Annotated in this window: 17 protein-coding genes; all 17 read left to right on the top strand. The window is 64.5% G+C overall.

Annotated features, from left to right (window positions below; translation table 11 throughout):
- The 17 genes from cobM (at position 1) to ACKXGA_RS06550 (ending at position 16,819) form a co-directional block, all read left to right on the top strand.
- The gene (gene cobM, locus ACKXGA_RS06630) at positions 1-762 is read left to right on the top strand and encodes a precorrin-4 C(11)-methyltransferase (RefSeq protein ID WP_423730328.1); all 762 of its coding nucleotides are present in this window, start codon (positions 1-3) and stop codon (positions 760-762) included.
- Positions 759-1,757 carry a cobalt-precorrin 5A hydrolase gene (locus ACKXGA_RS06625; protein ID WP_423730327.1) on the top strand — a complete coding sequence of 333 codons (999 nt, stop codon included), beginning with the start codon at positions 759-761 and terminating at the stop codon, positions 1,755-1,757. Before cobM ends, ACKXGA_RS06625 begins: the two co-directional genes overlap by 4 nt.
- Positions 1,750-2,484 carry a precorrin-3B C(17)-methyltransferase gene (gene cobJ / locus ACKXGA_RS06620; protein WP_005935001.1) on the top strand — a complete coding sequence of 245 codons (735 nt, stop codon included), beginning with the start codon at positions 1,750-1,752 and terminating at the stop codon, positions 2,482-2,484. Before ACKXGA_RS06625 ends, cobJ begins: the two co-directional genes overlap by 8 nt.
- On the top strand, positions 2,481-3,218 hold the full coding sequence (gene cobK, locus ACKXGA_RS06615; protein ID WP_423730326.1) for a precorrin-6A reductase: 738 nt from the start codon (positions 2,481-2,483) through the stop codon (positions 3,216-3,218). The genes cobJ and cobK overlap by 4 nt, the downstream gene beginning before the upstream one ends.
- Entirely contained in the window at positions 3,215-4,417 is a 1,203-nt protein-coding gene (cbiE, locus tag ACKXGA_RS06610; RefSeq protein ID WP_423730325.1) for a precorrin-6y C5,15-methyltransferase (decarboxylating) subunit CbiE, read from the top strand. The genes cobK and cbiE overlap by 4 nt, the downstream gene beginning before the upstream one ends.
- Entirely contained in the window at positions 4,414-5,799 is a 1,386-nt protein-coding gene (locus tag ACKXGA_RS06605; protein ID WP_423730324.1) for a cobyrinate a,c-diamide synthase, read from the top strand. Before cbiE ends, ACKXGA_RS06605 begins: the two co-directional genes overlap by 4 nt.
- Positions 5,796-6,860: a nicotinate-nucleotide--dimethylbenzimidazole phosphoribosyltransferase gene (gene cobT, locus ACKXGA_RS06600; protein ID WP_423730323.1), complete on the top strand. Its 1,065-nt coding sequence runs from the start codon at positions 5,796-5,798 to the stop codon at positions 6,858-6,860. The genes ACKXGA_RS06605 and cobT overlap by 4 nt, the downstream gene beginning before the upstream one ends.
- Positions 6,854-7,375: a bifunctional adenosylcobinamide kinase/adenosylcobinamide-phosphate guanylyltransferase gene (locus ACKXGA_RS06595; protein WP_423730322.1), complete on the top strand. Its 522-nt coding sequence runs from the start codon at positions 6,854-6,856 to the stop codon at positions 7,373-7,375. The genes cobT and ACKXGA_RS06595 overlap by 7 nt, the downstream gene beginning before the upstream one ends.
- On the top strand, positions 7,372-8,124 hold the full coding sequence (locus ACKXGA_RS06590) for an adenosylcobinamide-GDP ribazoletransferase (RefSeq protein WP_423730321.1): 753 nt from the start codon (positions 7,372-7,374) through the stop codon (positions 8,122-8,124). Before ACKXGA_RS06595 ends, ACKXGA_RS06590 begins: the two co-directional genes overlap by 4 nt.
- Positions 8,121-8,438, top strand: a complete 318-nt coding sequence (locus tag ACKXGA_RS06585; protein WP_097771535.1) for a bifunctional adenosylcobinamide kinase/adenosylcobinamide-phosphate guanylyltransferase — start codon at positions 8,121-8,123, stop codon at positions 8,436-8,438. The genes ACKXGA_RS06590 and ACKXGA_RS06585 overlap by 4 nt, the downstream gene beginning before the upstream one ends.
- Complete coding sequence (locus ACKXGA_RS06580) at positions 8,432-9,031, top strand: histidine phosphatase family protein (RefSeq protein ID WP_423730320.1); 600 nt, start codon at positions 8,432-8,434, stop codon at positions 9,029-9,031. Before ACKXGA_RS06585 ends, ACKXGA_RS06580 begins: the two co-directional genes overlap by 7 nt.
- The gene (cbiB, locus tag ACKXGA_RS06575) at positions 9,028-9,978 is read left to right on the top strand and encodes an adenosylcobinamide-phosphate synthase CbiB (protein WP_156060400.1); all 951 of its coding nucleotides are present in this window, start codon (positions 9,028-9,030) and stop codon (positions 9,976-9,978) included. Before ACKXGA_RS06580 ends, cbiB begins: the two co-directional genes overlap by 4 nt.
- Positions 9,979-10,074: 96 nt before the next feature.
- The gene (locus tag ACKXGA_RS06570) at positions 10,075-11,124 is read left to right on the top strand and encodes a pyridoxal phosphate-dependent aminotransferase (RefSeq protein WP_423730319.1); all 1,050 of its coding nucleotides are present in this window, start codon (positions 10,075-10,077) and stop codon (positions 11,122-11,124) included.
- The gene (locus ACKXGA_RS06565; protein WP_423730318.1) at positions 11,121-12,623 is read left to right on the top strand and encodes a cobyric acid synthase; all 1,503 of its coding nucleotides are present in this window, start codon (positions 11,121-11,123) and stop codon (positions 12,621-12,623) included. Before ACKXGA_RS06570 ends, ACKXGA_RS06565 begins: the two co-directional genes overlap by 4 nt.
- Positions 12,620-13,291 carry a precorrin-8X methylmutase gene (locus tag ACKXGA_RS06560; RefSeq protein WP_423730317.1) on the top strand — a complete coding sequence of 224 codons (672 nt, stop codon included), beginning with the start codon at positions 12,620-12,622 and terminating at the stop codon, positions 13,289-13,291. The genes ACKXGA_RS06565 and ACKXGA_RS06560 overlap by 4 nt, the downstream gene beginning before the upstream one ends.
- A gap of 123 nt (positions 13,292-13,414) precedes the next feature.
- A complete protein-coding gene (locus ACKXGA_RS06555) occupies positions 13,415-14,785 on the top strand; it encodes an MATE family efflux transporter (protein WP_423730316.1) in 1,371 nt (456 codons plus the stop codon).
- 186 nt (positions 14,786-14,971) lie between these two features.
- On the top strand, positions 14,972-16,819 hold the full coding sequence (locus ACKXGA_RS06550) for an HD-GYP domain-containing protein (RefSeq protein ID WP_423730315.1): 1,848 nt from the start codon (positions 14,972-14,974) through the stop codon (positions 16,817-16,819).
- Positions 16,820-16,821: the final 2 nt, after the last annotated feature.

Raw genomic sequence — 16,821 nt, 5'->3', positions numbered from 1 at the left:
ATGGTACATTTTGTAGGCGCAGGCCCCGGCGCACCTGACCTTATCACCCGGCGGGGCGCGGCCCTGCTGCAGGAAGCCGACTGCATCATTTATGCGGGCAGTCTGGTCAACCCGGCCCTGCTGGGGCTGGCGAAGCCGGAGTGTGCCGTATACAACAGCGCTGAGATGACGCTGGAACAGGTGCTGGACGTGATGCACCGGGTGGATGCCGCAGGCGGGACCACCGTGCGGCTCCACACCGGCGACCCCTGCCTGTATGGGGCCATCCGGGAGCAGATGGACGCACTGGATGCGGATGGCATCCCCTACGATGATACCCCCGGCGTGTCCAGCTTTTGCGGGGCGGCGGCGGCGCTGAACGCCGAGTACACCCTGCCCACCATCAGCCAGACCGTGATCATCACCCGGATGGAGGGGCGCACCCCGGTGCCGGAAAAGGAGCAGCTGGCCAGCCTTGCCGCCCATGGGGCAACCATGGTGATCTTCCTCTCCATCGGCCTCATCGACAAGGTGCAGCAGGCCCTGCTGGCGGGCGGAGCCTACACGTCGGAGACCCCTGCCGCCGTGGTCTACAAGGCCAGCTGGCCGGAACAAAAAGTGGTGCGCTGCACCGTGGGCACGCTGGCCGGGAGCACCCGCGCCAACGGCATCACCAAAACAGCGCTCATCGTGGTGGGGGAGTTTCTGGGCACCCGGTATGAGCGGAGCAAGCTCTACGACCCAACCTTTACGACGGAGTTCCGCAAGGGGGCAGACCAGTGACCCGCGCCTATCTCGCCTTTACGGAAAAAGGGCTGGCGCTGGCCCAAAAGCTGGCCAGTGCCCTGCCCGGCACCGTGGCCCGCTGCGGCCATGGCGGGCCCGGCCTTGCCGATTGGGCTGCGGAGCAGTTCGCCCATGCGGATGCCCTGATCTTTGTGGGGGCTGTGGGCATTGCGGTGCGGGCCATTGCGCCCCACTGCCGGAACAAGGCGGTGGACCCTGCCGTGGTGGTGCTGGACGAGTGCGGTCATTTTGCGGTGCCGATCCTTTCGGGCCATCTGGGCGGGGCCAACGATCTGGCCCGGGCGCTGGCGGCGGTCTGCGGTGCGGTGCCGGTCATTACCACGGCCACCGATGCCAACGGTGTGTTTGCCGTGGATGCGTGGGCCAGGCACCAGAACTGCGCTGTGCTGGAGCCGGGGCGCATCAAGCGCGTCAGCAGCAGACTGCTGGCGGGCGGGCCGGTGCGGTACCGCTCGGAATTCCCCATTGCCGGGCAGGCCCCTGCCGGGGTGGTCCCGGCGGGGGAGGCAGAGCGCGCCGACTTTGCCCTGACCCTTTTCCCGACGGGCGATGCGCTGCACCTGATCCCGAAGATCGGTGTGCTGGGCATCGGGTGCAGGCGGGGGACCAGCGCTGCACAGCTGGAAGCGGCCTTTGCACAGTTCTACGCGGCCCACGGCCTTGCAGCAGTGTGCATCACGGCGGCAGCCAGCATCGACCTGAAAGCCCATGAGCCGGGCCTGCTGGAATTTTGCAGAGCCCACGGCTGGCCGGTGCAGTTCTATTCTGCCGCACAGCTGCAGAACGCCCCCGGGCAGTTCACACCTTCGGCCTTTGTCCGGAGCGTGACCGGTGTGGACAATGTCTGCGAGCGGGCGGCGGTGCTGGCGGCAGGCGGCACGATCATTCTTCCCAAACAGGCGGGCGGTGGCGTGACCTTTGCGCTGGCGCTTCGTCCCTTTGCCCCGGATTGGAGGTGGCAGGATGCCTAATGTTGTTTTTGTTGTCGGGCTTGGGCCCGGGGATCCCCGGTTTCTGACCGCACAGGCGCAGAGCGCCTTAACGCAAGCCGAGGTGCTGTGCGGCTATACGGTCTATCTGGATCTGGTGCGCCCTTACTTCCCGGACAAGCTCTATTATTCCACCGGCATGACCAAGGAGATCGACCGCTGCCGCTGGGCACTGGAAACGGCCCGGAGCGGCAGGGCGGTGGCGCTGGTCTGCTCGGGAGATGCCGGGGTCTACGGCATGGCAAGCCCTCTGCTGGAGCTGGCCGAGCACTTCCCGGACGTGACGGTGGAGGTGGTGCCCGGCCTGACCGCCGCCCTGAGCGGCGGTGCGGTGCTGGGTGCTCCGCTGGCCCACGATTTCTGCGTGCTCTCCCTCTCTGACCGGCTCACGCCGTGGGAGGTCATCGAGCGGCGGCTGGCGGCAGCGGCCATGGGGGATTTCTGCATCGCGCTGTACAACCCCTCCTCCAAGGGGCGGCCGGACTATCTGGCGCGGGCGGTGCGCATCCTGCTGGCAAATGGCAAAGCACCCGGAACGGTCTGCGGCATCGTGCGGAACATTGGCCGGGAGGGGCAGGAAAGCCGCGTTCTGACGCTGGCTGCGCTGGAAACCACCCCGGTGGATATGTTCACCACCGTGTTTGTCGGCAATGCCCAGACCCGCCAGCTGAGCGGGCGGATGGTCACGCCGCGGGGGTACCGCGCATGAGGGTCGTGGTATTCAGCGGCACCACCGAGGGCCGTGTGTTTTCGAAGCAGCTGGCCGCACTGGGGGCCGAGGTACTGGTCAGCGTGGCCACCCCGCTGGGGGCCGAGGAACAGGGCGAAAGGTCCGGCATCACCGTCCACTGCGGGCGGCTGACCCCGGAGGAGATGACCGCCCTGCTGCAGGGGGCTGACCTCTGCGTGGACGCGACCCATCCGTATGCGGTGGAGGCCACCCGGAACATCCGGGCGGCCTGTAAAACAGCGGGCACGGAGTACCGCCGCCTGCTCCGGCCCGAAAGCCCGCTGCCTGCCGGGAGCATGGTGTTTGCCTCTGCGGCCCATGCGGCGGGATTTCTGGCCCGGACGCAGGGAAATATCCTGCTTGCCACCGGGGCCAAGGAGCTTTCTGCCTTTGCTGTGCTGGAACCGGCACGGCTCTTTCCCCGTGTCCTGCCCACCCGGGAGGGCATTGCCGCCTGCGAGGGGGCAGATATCCCCCATAAGAACATCATCGCCATGCAGGGGCCGTTCTCCTATGCGCTGAACCGGGCACTGATGGAGCAGTTTGCCATCCGCTTCCTCGTTACCAAAGACGGCGGCGCGGCGGGCGGCTTTGAAGAAAAAGCCCGGGCAGCGCAGGACACCGGGGCACAGCTCATCGTCATCCGCCGCCCGGCCGAGCAGGGCGAAACGGCGGAACAGATCCTGACACATTGTAAGGAGATGCTGCAATGATCACACTCATCGGGATGGGGTCAGGCACGCCGGAAAGCCTGACCGCGCAGGGCCTTGCCGCCCTGCAGAACGCCGGACTGATCCTGGGGGCAAAGCGCCTGCTGGAACAGCTGCCGCAGGGCTGCACGGAACACCGGAAGGCCCTGTATCAGCCTGAGGATGTCCTCGCCGCGTTGGCGGCTGACCCGGAGGTGGATGCTGCCCTTGTGTACAGCGGCGACACCGGGTTCTATTCCGGCGCGGCCCGGCTGCTGCCGATGCTGCGGGCCTTTGGCATCTCCTGCCGGGTGCTGCCGGGGCTTTCCAGTGTTCAGCTGCTGGCCGCTGCGGTGGGCCGCTCCTGGCAGGAGTGGAAGCTGGTCTCGGCCCATGGCTGTGCCTGCGACCCGGTGGCCGAATGCCTGACGGCCGGGGGAAAGCCTGTGTTTTTCCTGACCGGCGGGGCAGAAACGCCTGCCTCTCTCTGCGGCCGGCTGGCTGCTGCCGGGCTGGGCGATGCCCATGTGCTGGTGGGCGAAGAGCTGGGCCGGGCAGAGGAGAAAATCCTGTTCGGCACGGCGCAGGAGTTTGCGCAAAAGCAGTTTGCAAGCCTGAGCGTTCTGCTTGTGGAGCATCTTCCTCAGCCGCCCCGGCGGGTGCCCGGCTTCCCGGATGAAGCTTTTCTCCGGGGGGAGGTGCCCATGACCAAGCAGGAGGTGCGGGCGGCGGCGCTGGCCAAGCTGGCCGTGCAGCCTGCCGATACCCTGTGGGATGTGGGCGCGGGCACCGGCAGCGTGAGCGTGGAGCTGGCACTGGCCGCACCCCGGGGGCATGTGTATGCCGTGGAGTGTGACCCGGAGGCCTGCGGGCTCATCCGGCAGAATCAGGAAACGTTCCACGCCTGCAACCTGACACTGGTAGAGGGCCGCGCCCCCGCCGCGCTGGCTGACCTGCCCGCCCCGGATGCCGTGTTCATCGGCGGGACCAAGGGGGGCATGGAGGCTGTGGTGGACACGGTGCTTGCCCGGAATCCGAACGCCCGCATCTGCATCTCTGCCATTGCGCTGGAAACGCTGAGCGCCGCCGTGGCCGCACTGACTGCCCACGGCCTTGCTGCGGAGGTGACGCAGATCGCGGTCAGCCGCACCCGGCCTGCGGGCAGGCTCCACCTGCTGATGGCCAATAACCCCATCTTCCTTATCACAGGAGAACGTAAATGATCCAATTTCTTGTGGCCGCGCCCTGTTCCGGCAGCGGCAAAACCACACTGACCTGCGCTCTGCTGGCGGCGCTCAAGCGGCGGGGGCAGGACCCCTGCTCCTTCAAGAGCGGGCCGGACTATATCGACCCCATGTTTCACCGGGCCGTGCTGGGGGTGGAGAGCCACAACCTCGACCTGTTTTTCTCTGCGCCGGAGACCGTGCGCGCGCTCTATGCGCAGGCCGCAGCCGGGCACGGGGCAGCCGTGTGCGAGGGTGCCATGGGCTTTTACGATGGACTGGGCGGCGTGAGTGATACCGCCAGTGCCTGGCATCTGGCCGATACGCTGGGCCTGCCGGTGCTGCTGGTGGTCCAGCCCAGAGGGGCCAGCCTGACGCTGGCGGCCCAGATCAACGGGCTGAAGCAGTTCCGCACCCCCAGCCATCTGGCGGGCATCCTGCTCAATGACTGCGCCGCCCATTTGTATGCCCTGCTGGCTCCCATGCTGGAACGGGAGACCGGCCTGCCGGTGCTGGGCTATCTGCCCCACCTGCCGGATGCCGCCCTTGAGAGCCGCCACTTAGGGTTGAAAACTGCCGGGGAGATCGCGGACCTGCAGCAGAAGATCAGCCGGATGGCCGATGCGCTGGTGATGGATTGGGAGAAGCTTTTTGCCCTGACCGAGTGCGTAGCGCCTTTGGTGCACACAGATCGACTCCCCCCTGCGGGAGAGCTGCCGCTCCAGGGAGGAGAGGAACAGCGCCCCCGCGTTCCCATTGCCGTTGCAAGGGATGCGGCGTTTTGCTTCACCTACGCCGAAACGCTGGAAGCACTGGAGCGGGCGGGGGCGGAGCTCTGCTGGTTCAGCCCCCTGCAGGACTCCGCCCTGCCGGAGCAGATCGGCGGGCTCTATCTGCCCGGCGGCTACCCGGAGCTGTATACCGGGCAGTTGAGCGCGAATCGCTCCATGCTGGTCTCTGTGCGCCGGGCTGTGGAGCGCGGCCTGCCCACGGTGGCCGAGTGCGGGGGCTTTCTCTATCTGGGCCAGAGCCTGGAGGATGCCAACGGGGAACGCTGGCCCATGGCAGGTGTTCTGCCGGGGCAGGGCTTCCGGGTGGGGCGGCTGGTGCGGTTCGGATACGCGGCATTGACCGCCCGCACCGACAGTATGCTGTTCCGCACGGGAGAGCGTCTGCCGGTGCATGAGTTCCACCACTGGGATTCCACCGACAACGGCACCGGCTTTACCGCCGCAAAGCCCAACGGGAAGCAATGGGACTGCGGCTTTGCAAACGAGCATTTCTATGCGGGCTTCCCGCATTTGTATTGGGCGGGCACGGCCCTGCCCCGGCGGTTCGTGGATGCCGCCGCACACTATCATCAAGAGGAACAGGACCAATGACAGAGCTTGAACTGAAACAGCTTCTTTCCAGGATCACCCGGCCGGACGAGACCGCCCGCACCGCCGCCCACGCCCACTGGGCCAGTCTGGCCAAGCCGCTGGGCGGGCTGGGCAGACTGGAGACCATGCTGGAGGATGCCGCCGCCCTGACCGGTACGGCAGAGCTGGCGTTTTCTCGCCGGGCCGTGCTGGTGCTCTGCGCCGACAACGGCGTGGTGGCGCAGGGCGTGAGCCAGACGGACCAGAGCGTGACCCGGGCCGTGGCCGAGAACCTTGCCGCCCGGCGCACCAGTGTCTGCCAGATGGCAAAAACGGCCCGCTGCGAAGTGGTTCCTGTGGACCTTGGCATGGCCAGGGAGCCGGTGCCCGGGGTGCAGAACTGCCGCATTGCCGCCGGGACGGCGGATTTCACCACCGGCCCTGCCATGACCCGCCAGCAGGCGGTGGATGCCATTGCGGCGGGCATCGGGCTTGTCCGGGCGCAGAAGGCGGCGGGGGTGCAGCTGCTGGCCACGGGGGAGATGGGCATCGGCAACACCACCACCTCCAGCGCCGTGGCTGCGGTTCTGCTGGGGCAGCCCGTGGAGCAGATGACAGGCCGTGGTGCGGGCCTTTCCGACGCAGGGCTTGCCCGCAAGCTGGATGCCATCCGGCGGGGCATTGCGCGGAATCGGCCCGATGCCGCTGACCCGCTGGACGTGCTCTCCAAGCTGGGCGGGTTCGACATCGCCGGGCTGTGCGGTGTTTTTCTGGGCGGCGCGCTGGAAGGCCTGCCCGTGCTGATGGATGGCTTCATCAGCGGGGTGGCGGCGCTGTGCGCGGTGCGGCTCTGCCCCGCCGCGGAAAAGGCCGTGTTTGCCAGCCACTGCTCCACCGAACCGGCAGCAAGGCTGGTGCTGGAAGCGCTGGGCAAAGCGCCCCTGCTCACCGCCGGGCTCCATCTCGGCGAGGGCACCGGAGCGGTGGCAAGCATCCCGCTGTGGGATATGGCGCTGGCCGTTTACTGCGATTGCTATTCCTTCACGGAGGGCGGCATTACGCCGTACACCCCCCAATGCTGACGCTGGTATTGGGCGGTGCCGCCAGCGGCAAGAGCGGGTATGCCGAGAGCCTGGTGCTGAAAACCGCGCTTCCGCGCTATTACATCGCCACCATGCAGGTGTGGGATGCGGAGTGTGCCGCCCGGGTGGAAAAGCACCGGAAGATGCGGGCGGCAAAGCAGTTTGAGACCGTGGAGTGTCCCCTGCATCTGGAGAACATCCGTCTGCCTGCCCGGGGAACTGCGCTGTTGGAGGATCTGGGCAACCTGACCGCCAACGAGCTCTACGACCCCGCCGGGGCGGGAGAAAATGCGGCTTCGGTCATTTTGGAAGGACTGGACCAATTGGCCGGACAATGCGCGCACCTCATCGTGGTCTCCAACGAGGTGTTCAGCGGCGGTGCCGATTACGCAGGCGACACCGGGCGCTACCTGAAAGCGCTGGCGCAGGTGAACAATGCCCTTGCCGCCCGGGCTGACCATGTGGTGCGGGTGGTGTGCGGCATCCCGGTCTATTATAAAGGAGTGGAAAAATGATTGGATTGCAGACCATTGCAGTGGCCTTTGCCATGTTTTCGGCCCTGCCCGTGCCGCAGTTCGCGTGGAACCAGAAAAACATGCGGTATGCCATGTGTGCCTTCCCGCTCATCGGGGCGGTCATTGGCGGGCTGTGGTGCCTGTGCGGCGCTCTGCCCCTGCCGATGCCCGCAAAGGCGGCGGGGTTCTGCCTGATCCCGGTCTGGGTCACGGGCGGCATCCACCTGGATGGCTATGCCGACACCTGCGATGCCCTTTCCAGCTATGGCGACCGGGAAAAGAAGCTGGAGATCCTCAAAGACCCCCACTGCGGTGCCTTTGCGGTGATCCGGCTGTGCAGTTATTTTGCGGCCTACCTTGCCCTTTGTGCCTGCGTGGACTTTACGCCCCGGGTGGGCCTTTGCTGGACACTGGCCCTTGTGTTGGAACGGGCCCTCTCGGGCCTGGCCGTGGCATCGTTCCCGATGGCAAAGAATACCGGCCTTGCCCACACCTTTGCCACGGCGGCGGATCGAACTACTGTCCGCCGGGTGCTGATGGTGCTGGCCGCTCTGCTCAGCGCCGCCCTGCTGGCACTGGGCGGCTGGGCGCTGGTGCTGGCGGCGTTTCTGGTGTTTGCACGCTATCATGTTGTTTCAAACAAGCAGTTTGGCGGCATCACCGGCGATCTGGCCGGGTGGTTTTTGCAGAAAGCCGAGCTGTGGATGCTGGCAGCGCTGTGTGCCTGCCAGTGGGGAGGACTGTTATGATCTTTATCACCGGGCCGCTGTACAGCGGCAAGCGCACCTTTGCCCAGCGCCTGCCAGGCACCCGCATTGCGGAGGTGCAGGCCCTGGCCGCAGAGGCTGAGGATCTGGAAAAGCTTGCGGAGGAGCTCTCCGCTTATGATATCGTGATGGCCACCGAGGTGGGCGGCGGCGTGGTGCCCGTGGACGCAGGGGAGCGGGCCGCCCGGGAAGCCGCCGGGCGGCTGGCCTGCCTGCTGGCGGCCCGGGCCGGGTGCGTGGTGCAGATGTTCTGCGGCATCCCCACAGTATTGAAAGGAGAACTGCCCCCATGCTGATCTATCTTCTGCGCCATGGCCTGACGGCCTACAACGCCGAAAAGCGCTATCAGGGCCAGCGGGATATCCCCCTGTGCCCCGCGGGCCGCGCCCAGCTGCGGCAGGCTGATCTCCGGCCGGAAACGGTCTATATCACCCCGCTCTGCCGCACCCGGCAGACCGCGGAGGTGCTCTTCCCGGGTGCAAGGCTCGTGGAGGTGAAAGACCTGCAGGAGATGTGCTTCGGCAGCTTTGAGGGCCGCAATTTCATTGAGATGGAGCACGACCCGGATTATCTGGCCTGGGTGAACGCCAACTGCGAAAGCCCCTGCCCGGACGGCGAGACCAAGACTGTTTTTTCGGAGCGGGTGTGCAGGGCCTTTGCCGCACTGGTAGACAGGGCCCTTGCCGATGGGGAAGAGACACTGGTCATTCTGGCCCACGGCGGCACCCAGATGGCTGCCATGGAGCGCTACGCTCTGCCCCATGCGGATTATTACCATTGGTGCGCCCCCAACGCGGGCGGCTACGTTCTGGATGCAGGAGATTGGGCGGAGCAGCGGGTGCTGCACCTGCTGAAGACTGTGCAGTACACAAAGGAGGATGCCCGATGATCGAATACGCAGTACTCGGCGGTTTTGTGCTGGACTGCCTCTTCGGCGACCCGGCCTGGCTGCCCCACCCGGTGGTGTACATGGGCAAGGCCATCTCGGCGCTGGAAAAGCGCCTGCGGGCCCGTCTGCCCAAAACGCCTCAGGGGGAACTGCTGGGCGGTGCCATTGTGGCGTTCTGCCTGCCGGTGGGTACCTTTCTGCTGACGAGCCTTGTCTGCCTGGGGGCTGCCCGCATCAGCCCGTGGCTGGGGCTGGCCGTCCAGATGTTCTGGTGCGGGCAGGCACTGGCCGCAAAGGGGCTGGCGCAGGAGAGCACCAATGTTTACCGGGAACTGGTCAAGCCCGACCTGCCTGCCGCCCGCAGGGCGGTCAGCCGCATCGTGGGGCGGGACACCCAGGATCTGACGCTGGAGGGGGTGACCAGAGCCGCTGTGGAAACGGTGGCCGAAAACGCCAGCGACGGCGTGATCGCGCCCCTGCTCTATATGCTCATCGGCGGAGCACCGCTGGCCCTGACCTACAAGGCCATCAACACGATGGACAGTATGCTGGGCTACAAAAACGAAAAATACCTCTACTTTGGCCGCATCCCGGCCAAGCTGGACGATGCGGCAAATTACCTTCCCAGCCGCCTTGCCGCCCTGCTGTGGGTGGCTGCCGCGGCCTTTACGCACAATGACGCAAAAGGGGCGTGGAAGATCTGGCGGCGGGACCGCCGCAACCACGCCAGCCCCAACAGCGCCCAGACCGAGAGCGCCTGCGCCGGTGCGCTGGGGGTGCAGCTGGCCGGGCCCGCCTATTACTTTGGCGAATACTACGCCAAGCCCACCATCGGCGATCCGCTGCGTCCCATTGAACCGGAGGATATCCTGCGTGCCAACCGGATGATGTACGTGGCAAGCGCCTTTGCACTGGCGTGGGGCGTGGCAATACGGGCTATTTTGTAACGACCTCGCCCTCTCAGTCATGCCTTGCATGACAGCTCCCCCAAAGGGGGAACCAGGAACTGATATCCATAACCATCCGGGAAAAGGAGAACGAAGATGCAACTGGTACATGGCGGCGATTGGGCCGGTTATCGGGCCGAGTTCGGGCGGGATGCGCTGGATTTTTCGGCCAACGTCAGCCCGCTGGGCCTGCCGGAAGGGGTGGCCCGGGCCATCACGGCGGCATTGCCCACGGCGGACCGCTACCCCGACCCCCTGTGCCGGGAGCTGCGGGCAAAGCTGGCGCTCCATGAGGGGGTGCCGGCAGAGCAGATCCTCTGCGGCAATGGGGCGGCAGACCTCATCTTCCGGCTGGTCTGGGCCAAAAAGCCCCGCCGGGCGCTGGTCACCGCACCCACCTTTGCGGAGTATGCCACTGCGTTGGAAAGCATCGGCTGCACGGTAGGACGCTTCTTTTTGCGGGAGCAGGAGGACTTTGCGGTCACGGATGCGTTCTGTGCGGCCATCCGCCCGGGGGTGGATATGGTGTTCCTCTGCCAGCCCAACAACCCCACCGGCCAGCTGACGGCCCTGCCGCTGGTGGAGCAGATCCTCCACCGCTGCGCGGCGTGCGGCACCCTGCTGGTGGTGGACGAATGCTTCCTCGATTTCCTGCCCGACCATGCCCTGCACACGGCAAAAGGTCTGCTGGGGGAGGGAGATCTGGTCATCCTGAAAGCCTTCACCAAGCTTTACGGCATGGCGGGCGTGCGGCTGGGCTATGCCCTGAGTGCCGACACGGCGCTGCTGGAACAGATGCAGGCCTGCGGCCAGCCCTGGGGCGTGTCCAGTCTGGCGCAGGCGGCGGGCCTTGCCGCACTGGAGGAGACTGCGTATGTGGAAAATGTCCGGGCCCTCATTGCCGAACAGCGGCCCCGCCTGACGGCCGGGCTGCGGGCGCTGGGCCTGCGGGTGCTGGACGGCAGGGCAAATTACCTGCTGTTTCAGGCCCCGGAGACGCTGGGAGAAGCCCTGCGGCAAAGGGGCGCTGTGCTGCGCAGCTGTGCGAACTACCCCGGGCTGGGCCCTGGCTGGTACCGCACCGCCGTGCGCACCGGACCTGAAAACGAACAGCTTTTGAAACTTCTTGCGGAGGTGCTGGAATGAGCAAGGCAAAGTGCATCATGGTGCAGGGAACCATGAGCGGTGCAGGCAAAAGCCTGCTGTGCGCCGCCCTCTGCCGCATTTTTGCGCAGGACGGTTACCGCGTGGCTCCCTTCAAGAGCCAGAACATGGCGCTGAACAGCTTTGTCACCCGGGATGGGCTGGAAATGGGCCGGGCACAGGTGGTGCAGGCGCAGGCCGCAGGCATCGAGCCGGATGTGCGGATGAACCCCATCCTGCTCAAGCCCAGCAGTGACGTGGGCAGTCAGGTCATCGTGAACGGCGAGGTGCGGGGCCAGATGTCCGCCGCCGCCTACTTCAAAATGAAAAGAGCGCTCATCCCGGAGATCCTCTCGGCCTACAACAGTCTGGCCGAAACCGTGGACATCATCGTCATCGAGGGGGCCGGAAGCCCGGCGGAGATCAACCTGAAGGCGGATGATATCGTCAACATGGGCCTTGCCCGGCTGGTGGATGCCCCTGTTCTGCTGGCGGGAGACATCGACCGGGGCGGTGTGTTTGCCCAGCTGTACGGCACGGTGGCGCTGCTGGAGCCAGAGGAGCGCGCCCGCATCAAGGGGCTGCTCATCAATAAATTCCGCGGCGATGTGGAGATCCTGCGCCCCGGCCTTGCGATGCTGGAAGAAAAAACGCAGCTGCCGGTGCTGGGGGTCGTGCCCTACCTGAAGGTGGACATTGAGGACGAGGATTCCCTTTCCACCCGGCTGGATGTGGGCAAAACGGTCCACCCGCTGGATGCGGCCATCCTCCGCCTGCCGCACATCTCCAACTTTACCGATTTCATGCCGCTGGAGCAGCATCCGCTGCTGGGCGTGCGGTATGTGCAGAATACCCGCCAGCTGGGCACACCGGATCTCATCATCCTGCCCGGCACCAAGAACACAGTGGATGACCTGCTCTGGCTGCGGCAGTCCGGGCTGGAAGCAGCCCTGTTGAAGCTGGCGGCCAGCGGCACGCCGGTGCTGGGAGTCTGCGGCGGGTATCAGATGCTGGGCGAGACGCTGGCCGACCCTGAGGGCACGGAGAGCGGTACGGTGCAGACCGTGCGGGGGCTGGGGCTGCTGCCCACCCACACGGTCTTTACCGGTCAGAAGCACCGCACCCAGGACACTGCCGCCGTGACCGCCGCCCCCTTTGCGGGTGCGGCCCTGACCGGATATCAGATCCACACCGGCCGCACCGAGGTGCAGGGTGTGCCCTTCTGCACACTGGCAGACGGCACACCCGAGGGCTGCGTGCAGGACAATGTGTTCGGTACCTACCTGCACGGCCTGTTTGATACCGGGGAGCTTACCGAGAAACTGGTGACCCTGCTCTGCCGGCGCAAGGGCATTGCGCCGGACAGCGCGGCCCTCATCCCGATGGAGCAATACCGCCAGCAGCAGTTTGACTTGCTGGCCGATGGCGTGCGCGGCGCGCTGGATCTGGATGCCGTTTACGCGGCCATGGGGTTGGAGAACCCGCGGAGGAATGCACAATGATCCCACAACATCATCTGCCCGCCGACATTGAGCGGACAAGCCTTTCCATCATCACGGCAGAGCTGGAAGCGCAGGGCCTGACCCCGCCGCCCGAGACTGCCGCTGTGGTCAAGCGGGTCATCCACACCACCGCCGACTTTGACTATGCGAAAAATCTGCGCTTCACGCCGGGGGCTGTGGCAGCAGGTGTGGCCGCCCTGCGGGCCGGGACCCCTATCATCACCGACACCAACATGGCGCTTTCGGGCATTTCCAAGCCTGCCCTTGCCCGGCTGGGCGGCAGTGCCCTCTGCTATATGGCGGACCCTGAGGTGGCGCGGATCGCAGCCGAGACCGGAACCACCCGGGCAGTGGCTTCCATGCACCGCGCGGCGCAGGAGCACCCCGGGGCCATTCTTGCGGTGGGCAATGCCCCCACCGCCCTGCTGACCATTGCGGAAGAGATCGAGGCCGGGCTGCGGCCTGCCCTGGTCATCGCCGTGCCGGTGGGGTTTGTGAATGTGGTGGAAAGCAAGGAAGCGCTGTTTGCCGCCTGTGCCGCCAACGGCGTGCCTGCCATCGCGGCCATGGGCCGCAAGGGCGGAAGCACCGTGGCCGCTGCAGTCTGCAACGCCCTGGTCTACTCTGCCGCCGAGATGCTGGACCCAGCGGCAAGAGGGTGGAAATAGGGTGGAACCGGTACAAACGCCCCTTTTTACGCTTTTGCTTGACTTTTTGGCAGAAACAAGGTATCGTTTATCTGTATGACGATTGATATATGAGTGGAAGCTTTGCGTGAAAAAGGAAGCATTATGGCACAGACGATTTTAGAAGAAAAGAAGAAATCACGGCTGATGACAGAGGGCAGCATCTGGAAGAGCATCCTGCTCTTCTCGGTGCCGCTGATCCTGGGCAACATGCTGCAGCAGCTGTACAACACCGCCGATTCCATCATCGTGGGCAACTTTGTGGGCAGCAACGCGCTGGCAGCCGTCGGCTCCAGCGGCTCGCCCATCTTCCTGCTCATCGGGTTCAGCCAGGGCATTGCCGTGGGTGCCGGTGTCGTGGTGTCCCAGTTTCTGGGAGCTAAGGACAGGGAGGGCGCGCACACTGCGGTGCACACCTCGCTGGCCCTTTCGGCCATTCTGGGCACGATCCTGACCGTGTGCGGCATTGCCGTCAGCCGGGCTCTGCTCACCGCCATGAACACCCCCGCAGAGGTGCTGGAGGATGCGGTGCTCTATATACGGCTCTATTTTGGCGGCGTGCTGTTCAGCGTGGTGTATAACATGGCGGCCGGTATCCTGAACGCTGCCGGCAACTCCAAGCGGAGCCTGCTCTACCTGGGCGTTGCCTCCATCACCAACATCGTCCTCGACCTTGTTCTGATCGCCGGATGCAGGATGGGCGTGGCCGGTGCGGCCATTGCCACCGATATCAGCCAGCTGGTGTCCTGTGTGCTCTCCCTGCGCTTTCTGATGCGGGTGGAGGACGATTACCGCGTGACGGCAAAGGAAGTGCGCGTGCACAAAAAGATGGCGGTCCGCATCATCAAGGTGGGCCTGCCCACCGGTATCCAGAATATGGTCATCTCCCTTTCCAATGTGCTGGTGCAGGTCAGCGTCAACGGCTATGGTGCCGCTGCCATGGCAGGCTTTGCCGCCTATATGAAGGTGGATGGCTTCAACATTCTGCCTGTGCTGAGCTTCGGCATGGCGGCCACCACCTTTGTGGGCCAGAACTTTGGTGCGGGCAAGATCGACCGTGTCAAAAAGGGCACCTTTGTCACCCTGGGCATGTGCATCGTTTACACCATCCTGACCGGCATCCTGCTGCTCGCCTTCCAGGACCCCATCATGCACCTGTTCACCGGCGATGAAACGGTCGTTGCCTACGGCAAGATCTGTATGCTCTATTTCTGCCCCTTCTACTGGATGCTGGGCATCCTGCAGGGCCTTGCCGGTACGGTGCGCGGCACCGGCAAGAGTGTGCCGCCCATGGTGGTGCTGCTGATCTCCCTGTGCCTGTTCCGCATCGTCTGGATCCAGTTTGCCCTGCCCCTGTTTGCGGGCATTGAAGGCGTGCTGCTGGTCTATCCGGTGTCCTGGGCTGTGGGTGCAGTGTTGATGGTGCTCTACGCCTGGAAGGGCAAATGGATGCAGCTGCCGGAAGCAATTTCGTAAATCAAGCGCACCCGATCCCCCGGTGAAAGTGCATTTTATACAAAAAGTAACGTATGAATGCATAAAATATTCGGGGGGGGGGGGCTAAAAAATCTGCGAAAATCAGTTGATTTTTGCCGAAAAATGCCGTATACTGAATTATAGTTTCAAATCGAACGACAGACTTCGACAAAAGGGGCTGATGAGATGGAGTGCACGCAGGCAGAGGCCTTTGAACAGTATATTCGGGATCTGCGCGTTGTGCGCTCGATCTCCCGGCCCAGCTTTCCGGAGGGCAAAGCTCCCGCTGCCGTGCTGGAAGAGATCCAGACCAACGCGCTGAGATGCAATGCCCTGATGCGGCAGAATGAGGCACTGCTGGCGCAGTTTGTCTACGACCGCGACCCTGCCTCCCTGACCGAAACGGATATCCAGGGACTGAGTGCCTTTGCGGGCAGGCTGTTCAACTATGCGAACAGCGAGGATATGGGCGTGGCGTTCAAGGTGCATCAGCTGCTGCTGGCAGCGGCCCGCAGCCGGGAAGACGTGCCCATGATCGTCAGGGAGCTGTACTACACGGGCATCACCCTGCATTATATGAACGTCCGGGATGAGGGAACTGGCATCAACCTGTTGGGAGATGCGATCCAGGTCTATTTTACGGAAGCTGCTGAATATATGTCACGGTATGAACAGCTGGACAGGAATACCCGGCAGTATCTCATCCGCTGTGTGGGCAACACCCGGCTGGGGATGTCCCGCGGCACCCATGCGGAAAGCTGCCGGTATCTGGAGCGGTTCCGCCGCGCAATGGAGGTCATCCAGTCTGCGCATTACCATGCACTGGACCCGGAGTTCCCCTGGGAAAGCTACATCTATTCCATGCACATGGACCGCATGACCCTGCTGACCCACCTGCGGCAGGAGGAGGATCCCGAGGTGGCGCGGCAGGTGCTGGAATCGGCGGAATACATCTGGACGCACAAGAAGAAACACAAGGGCCCGGATGCACGCCTGCAGAACTGGCGGGTGCCCTACTTTTATGCCGCTGCCCGCTACCATGCCGGGGTGGGCAGCCTGGAAGACGTGGTCAAGATCCTTCTGGAATCGGCGGGAAGCGTGGCGCAGGATGATTATTCTGCCGAGGCCATCAACCGGAAGCTGGTTCTGGCGGCCTATCTTTCGGTCTATGCAGAACGTCTGGACGAGGCGGGAGCACAGAGGTATCGTGCAACCGTGGAGCAGGTACGCCGTTCTGCGTATCAGTATCTGGAACAGATGCCGGCCAGCCAGTATCCCCGTGTGGTAAACTCTGCCGCTTGGGAGTTGAGCAAGATCAACACCAGCTCAGATGAAACGGCGAACCGCCGGATGCTGGGCAGTATCCTGGCCGGGCACAAGCCGACCTATGTCCACTCGCTGATGGTGGCAGAGCTGACCCGTGCCCTGCTGCATCGGCAGATCGAGACAAGGCCCGAAACACTGGTTGGCCTGCTGGGCTGCAGGAGCGCGGCCGAGGTGCAGGCCCGGCGGGAAGAACTCTGCCAGACGGCCTATGAGTGCGGCCTGTACCACGACCTTGGCAAGTGTGCTGTTCTGATGTACATCGACAACAACGCCCGCCGCCTGCTGGATGAGGAGTTTTTCTGCATCCAGAGCCACCCAGGGATCGGCGCTGCCATTCTGAATAGAATGGGCTGCGGAAGAACGCTGGCCCCGGCGGCACTCTATCACCACTGCTATTACAACGGCAAGGGCGGATATCCCAATGATGTACCCTCCTGCCCGCCGGAGATCAAGGGAATCGTGGATGCGCTGAGCGTGGCAGACTCGCTGGATGCCGCCACCGATAATATCGGCCGGTGCTACAACCTTGCCAAGCCCTTCCGCACGCTGCTGGAAGAGCTGCGGGCCCAGAGCGGCACCCGCTATGCGCCCAATGTGGTCGCCCTGTTCGAGGATGAGCGTTTCTGCCAGCAGCTGGCAGAGAACACGGATGCCGAGCGCAAAAGGGTGTATCTGCAGGTGTATCACGCCGGAAGTGAAGAAAAATAAAC

Source organism: Faecalibacterium hominis (ex Afrizal et al. 2022) (genome assembly GCF_049545105.1).
Taxonomy (GTDB): Bacteria; Bacillota; Clostridia; order Oscillospirales; family Ruminococcaceae; genus Faecalibacterium; species Faecalibacterium duncaniae.
Note: the sequence above shows the minus strand (reverse complement) of the source record. Positions and strands in the feature narration are given on the sequence as shown.

Bases quoted from the DNA above. Each gene is read 5' to 3' on its own strand.
- ACKXGA_RS06595 (WP_423730322.1), top strand. From the start codon at position 6,854: ATGCTGACGCTGGTATTGGGCGGTGCCGCCAGCGGCAAGAGCGGGTAT.
- ACKXGA_RS06585 (WP_097771535.1), top strand. From the start codon at position 8,121: ATGATCTTTATCACCGGGCCGCTGTACAGCGGCAAGCGCACCTTTGCC.
- cbiB (WP_156060400.1), top strand. From the start codon at position 9,028: ATGATCGAATACGCAGTACTCGGCGGTTTTGTGCTGGACTGCCTCTTC.
- cobK (WP_423730326.1), top strand. From the start codon at position 2,481: ATGAGGGTCGTGGTATTCAGCGGCACCACCGAGGGCCGTGTGTTTTCG.
- cbiE (WP_423730325.1), top strand. From the start codon at position 3,215: ATGATCACACTCATCGGGATGGGGTCAGGCACGCCGGAAAGCCTGACC.
- cobT (WP_423730323.1), top strand. From the start codon at position 5,796: ATGACAGAGCTTGAACTGAAACAGCTTCTTTCCAGGATCACCCGGCCG.
- ACKXGA_RS06570 (WP_423730319.1), top strand. From the start codon at position 10,075: ATGCAACTGGTACATGGCGGCGATTGGGCCGGTTATCGGGCCGAGTTC.
- ACKXGA_RS06560 (WP_423730317.1), top strand. From the start codon at position 12,620: ATGATCCCACAACATCATCTGCCCGCCGACATTGAGCGGACAAGCCTT.
- ACKXGA_RS06555 (WP_423730316.1), top strand. From the start codon at position 13,415: ATGGCACAGACGATTTTAGAAGAAAAGAAGAAATCACGGCTGATGACA.
- cobM (WP_423730328.1), top strand. From the start codon at position 1: ATGGTACATTTTGTAGGCGCAGGCCCCGGCGCACCTGACCTTATCACC.
- cobJ (WP_005935001.1), top strand. From the start codon at position 1,750: ATGCCTAATGTTGTTTTTGTTGTCGGGCTTGGGCCCGGGGATCCCCGG.
- ACKXGA_RS06605 (WP_423730324.1), top strand. From the start codon at position 4,414: ATGATCCAATTTCTTGTGGCCGCGCCCTGTTCCGGCAGCGGCAAAACC.
- ACKXGA_RS06565 (WP_423730318.1), top strand. From the start codon at position 11,121: ATGAGCAAGGCAAAGTGCATCATGGTGCAGGGAACCATGAGCGGTGCA.
- ACKXGA_RS06590 (WP_423730321.1), top strand. From the start codon at position 7,372: ATGATTGGATTGCAGACCATTGCAGTGGCCTTTGCCATGTTTTCGGCC.
- ACKXGA_RS06550 (WP_423730315.1), top strand. From the start codon at position 14,972: ATGGAGTGCACGCAGGCAGAGGCCTTTGAACAGTATATTCGGGATCTG.
- ACKXGA_RS06580 (WP_423730320.1), top strand. From the start codon at position 8,432: ATGCTGATCTATCTTCTGCGCCATGGCCTGACGGCCTACAACGCCGAA.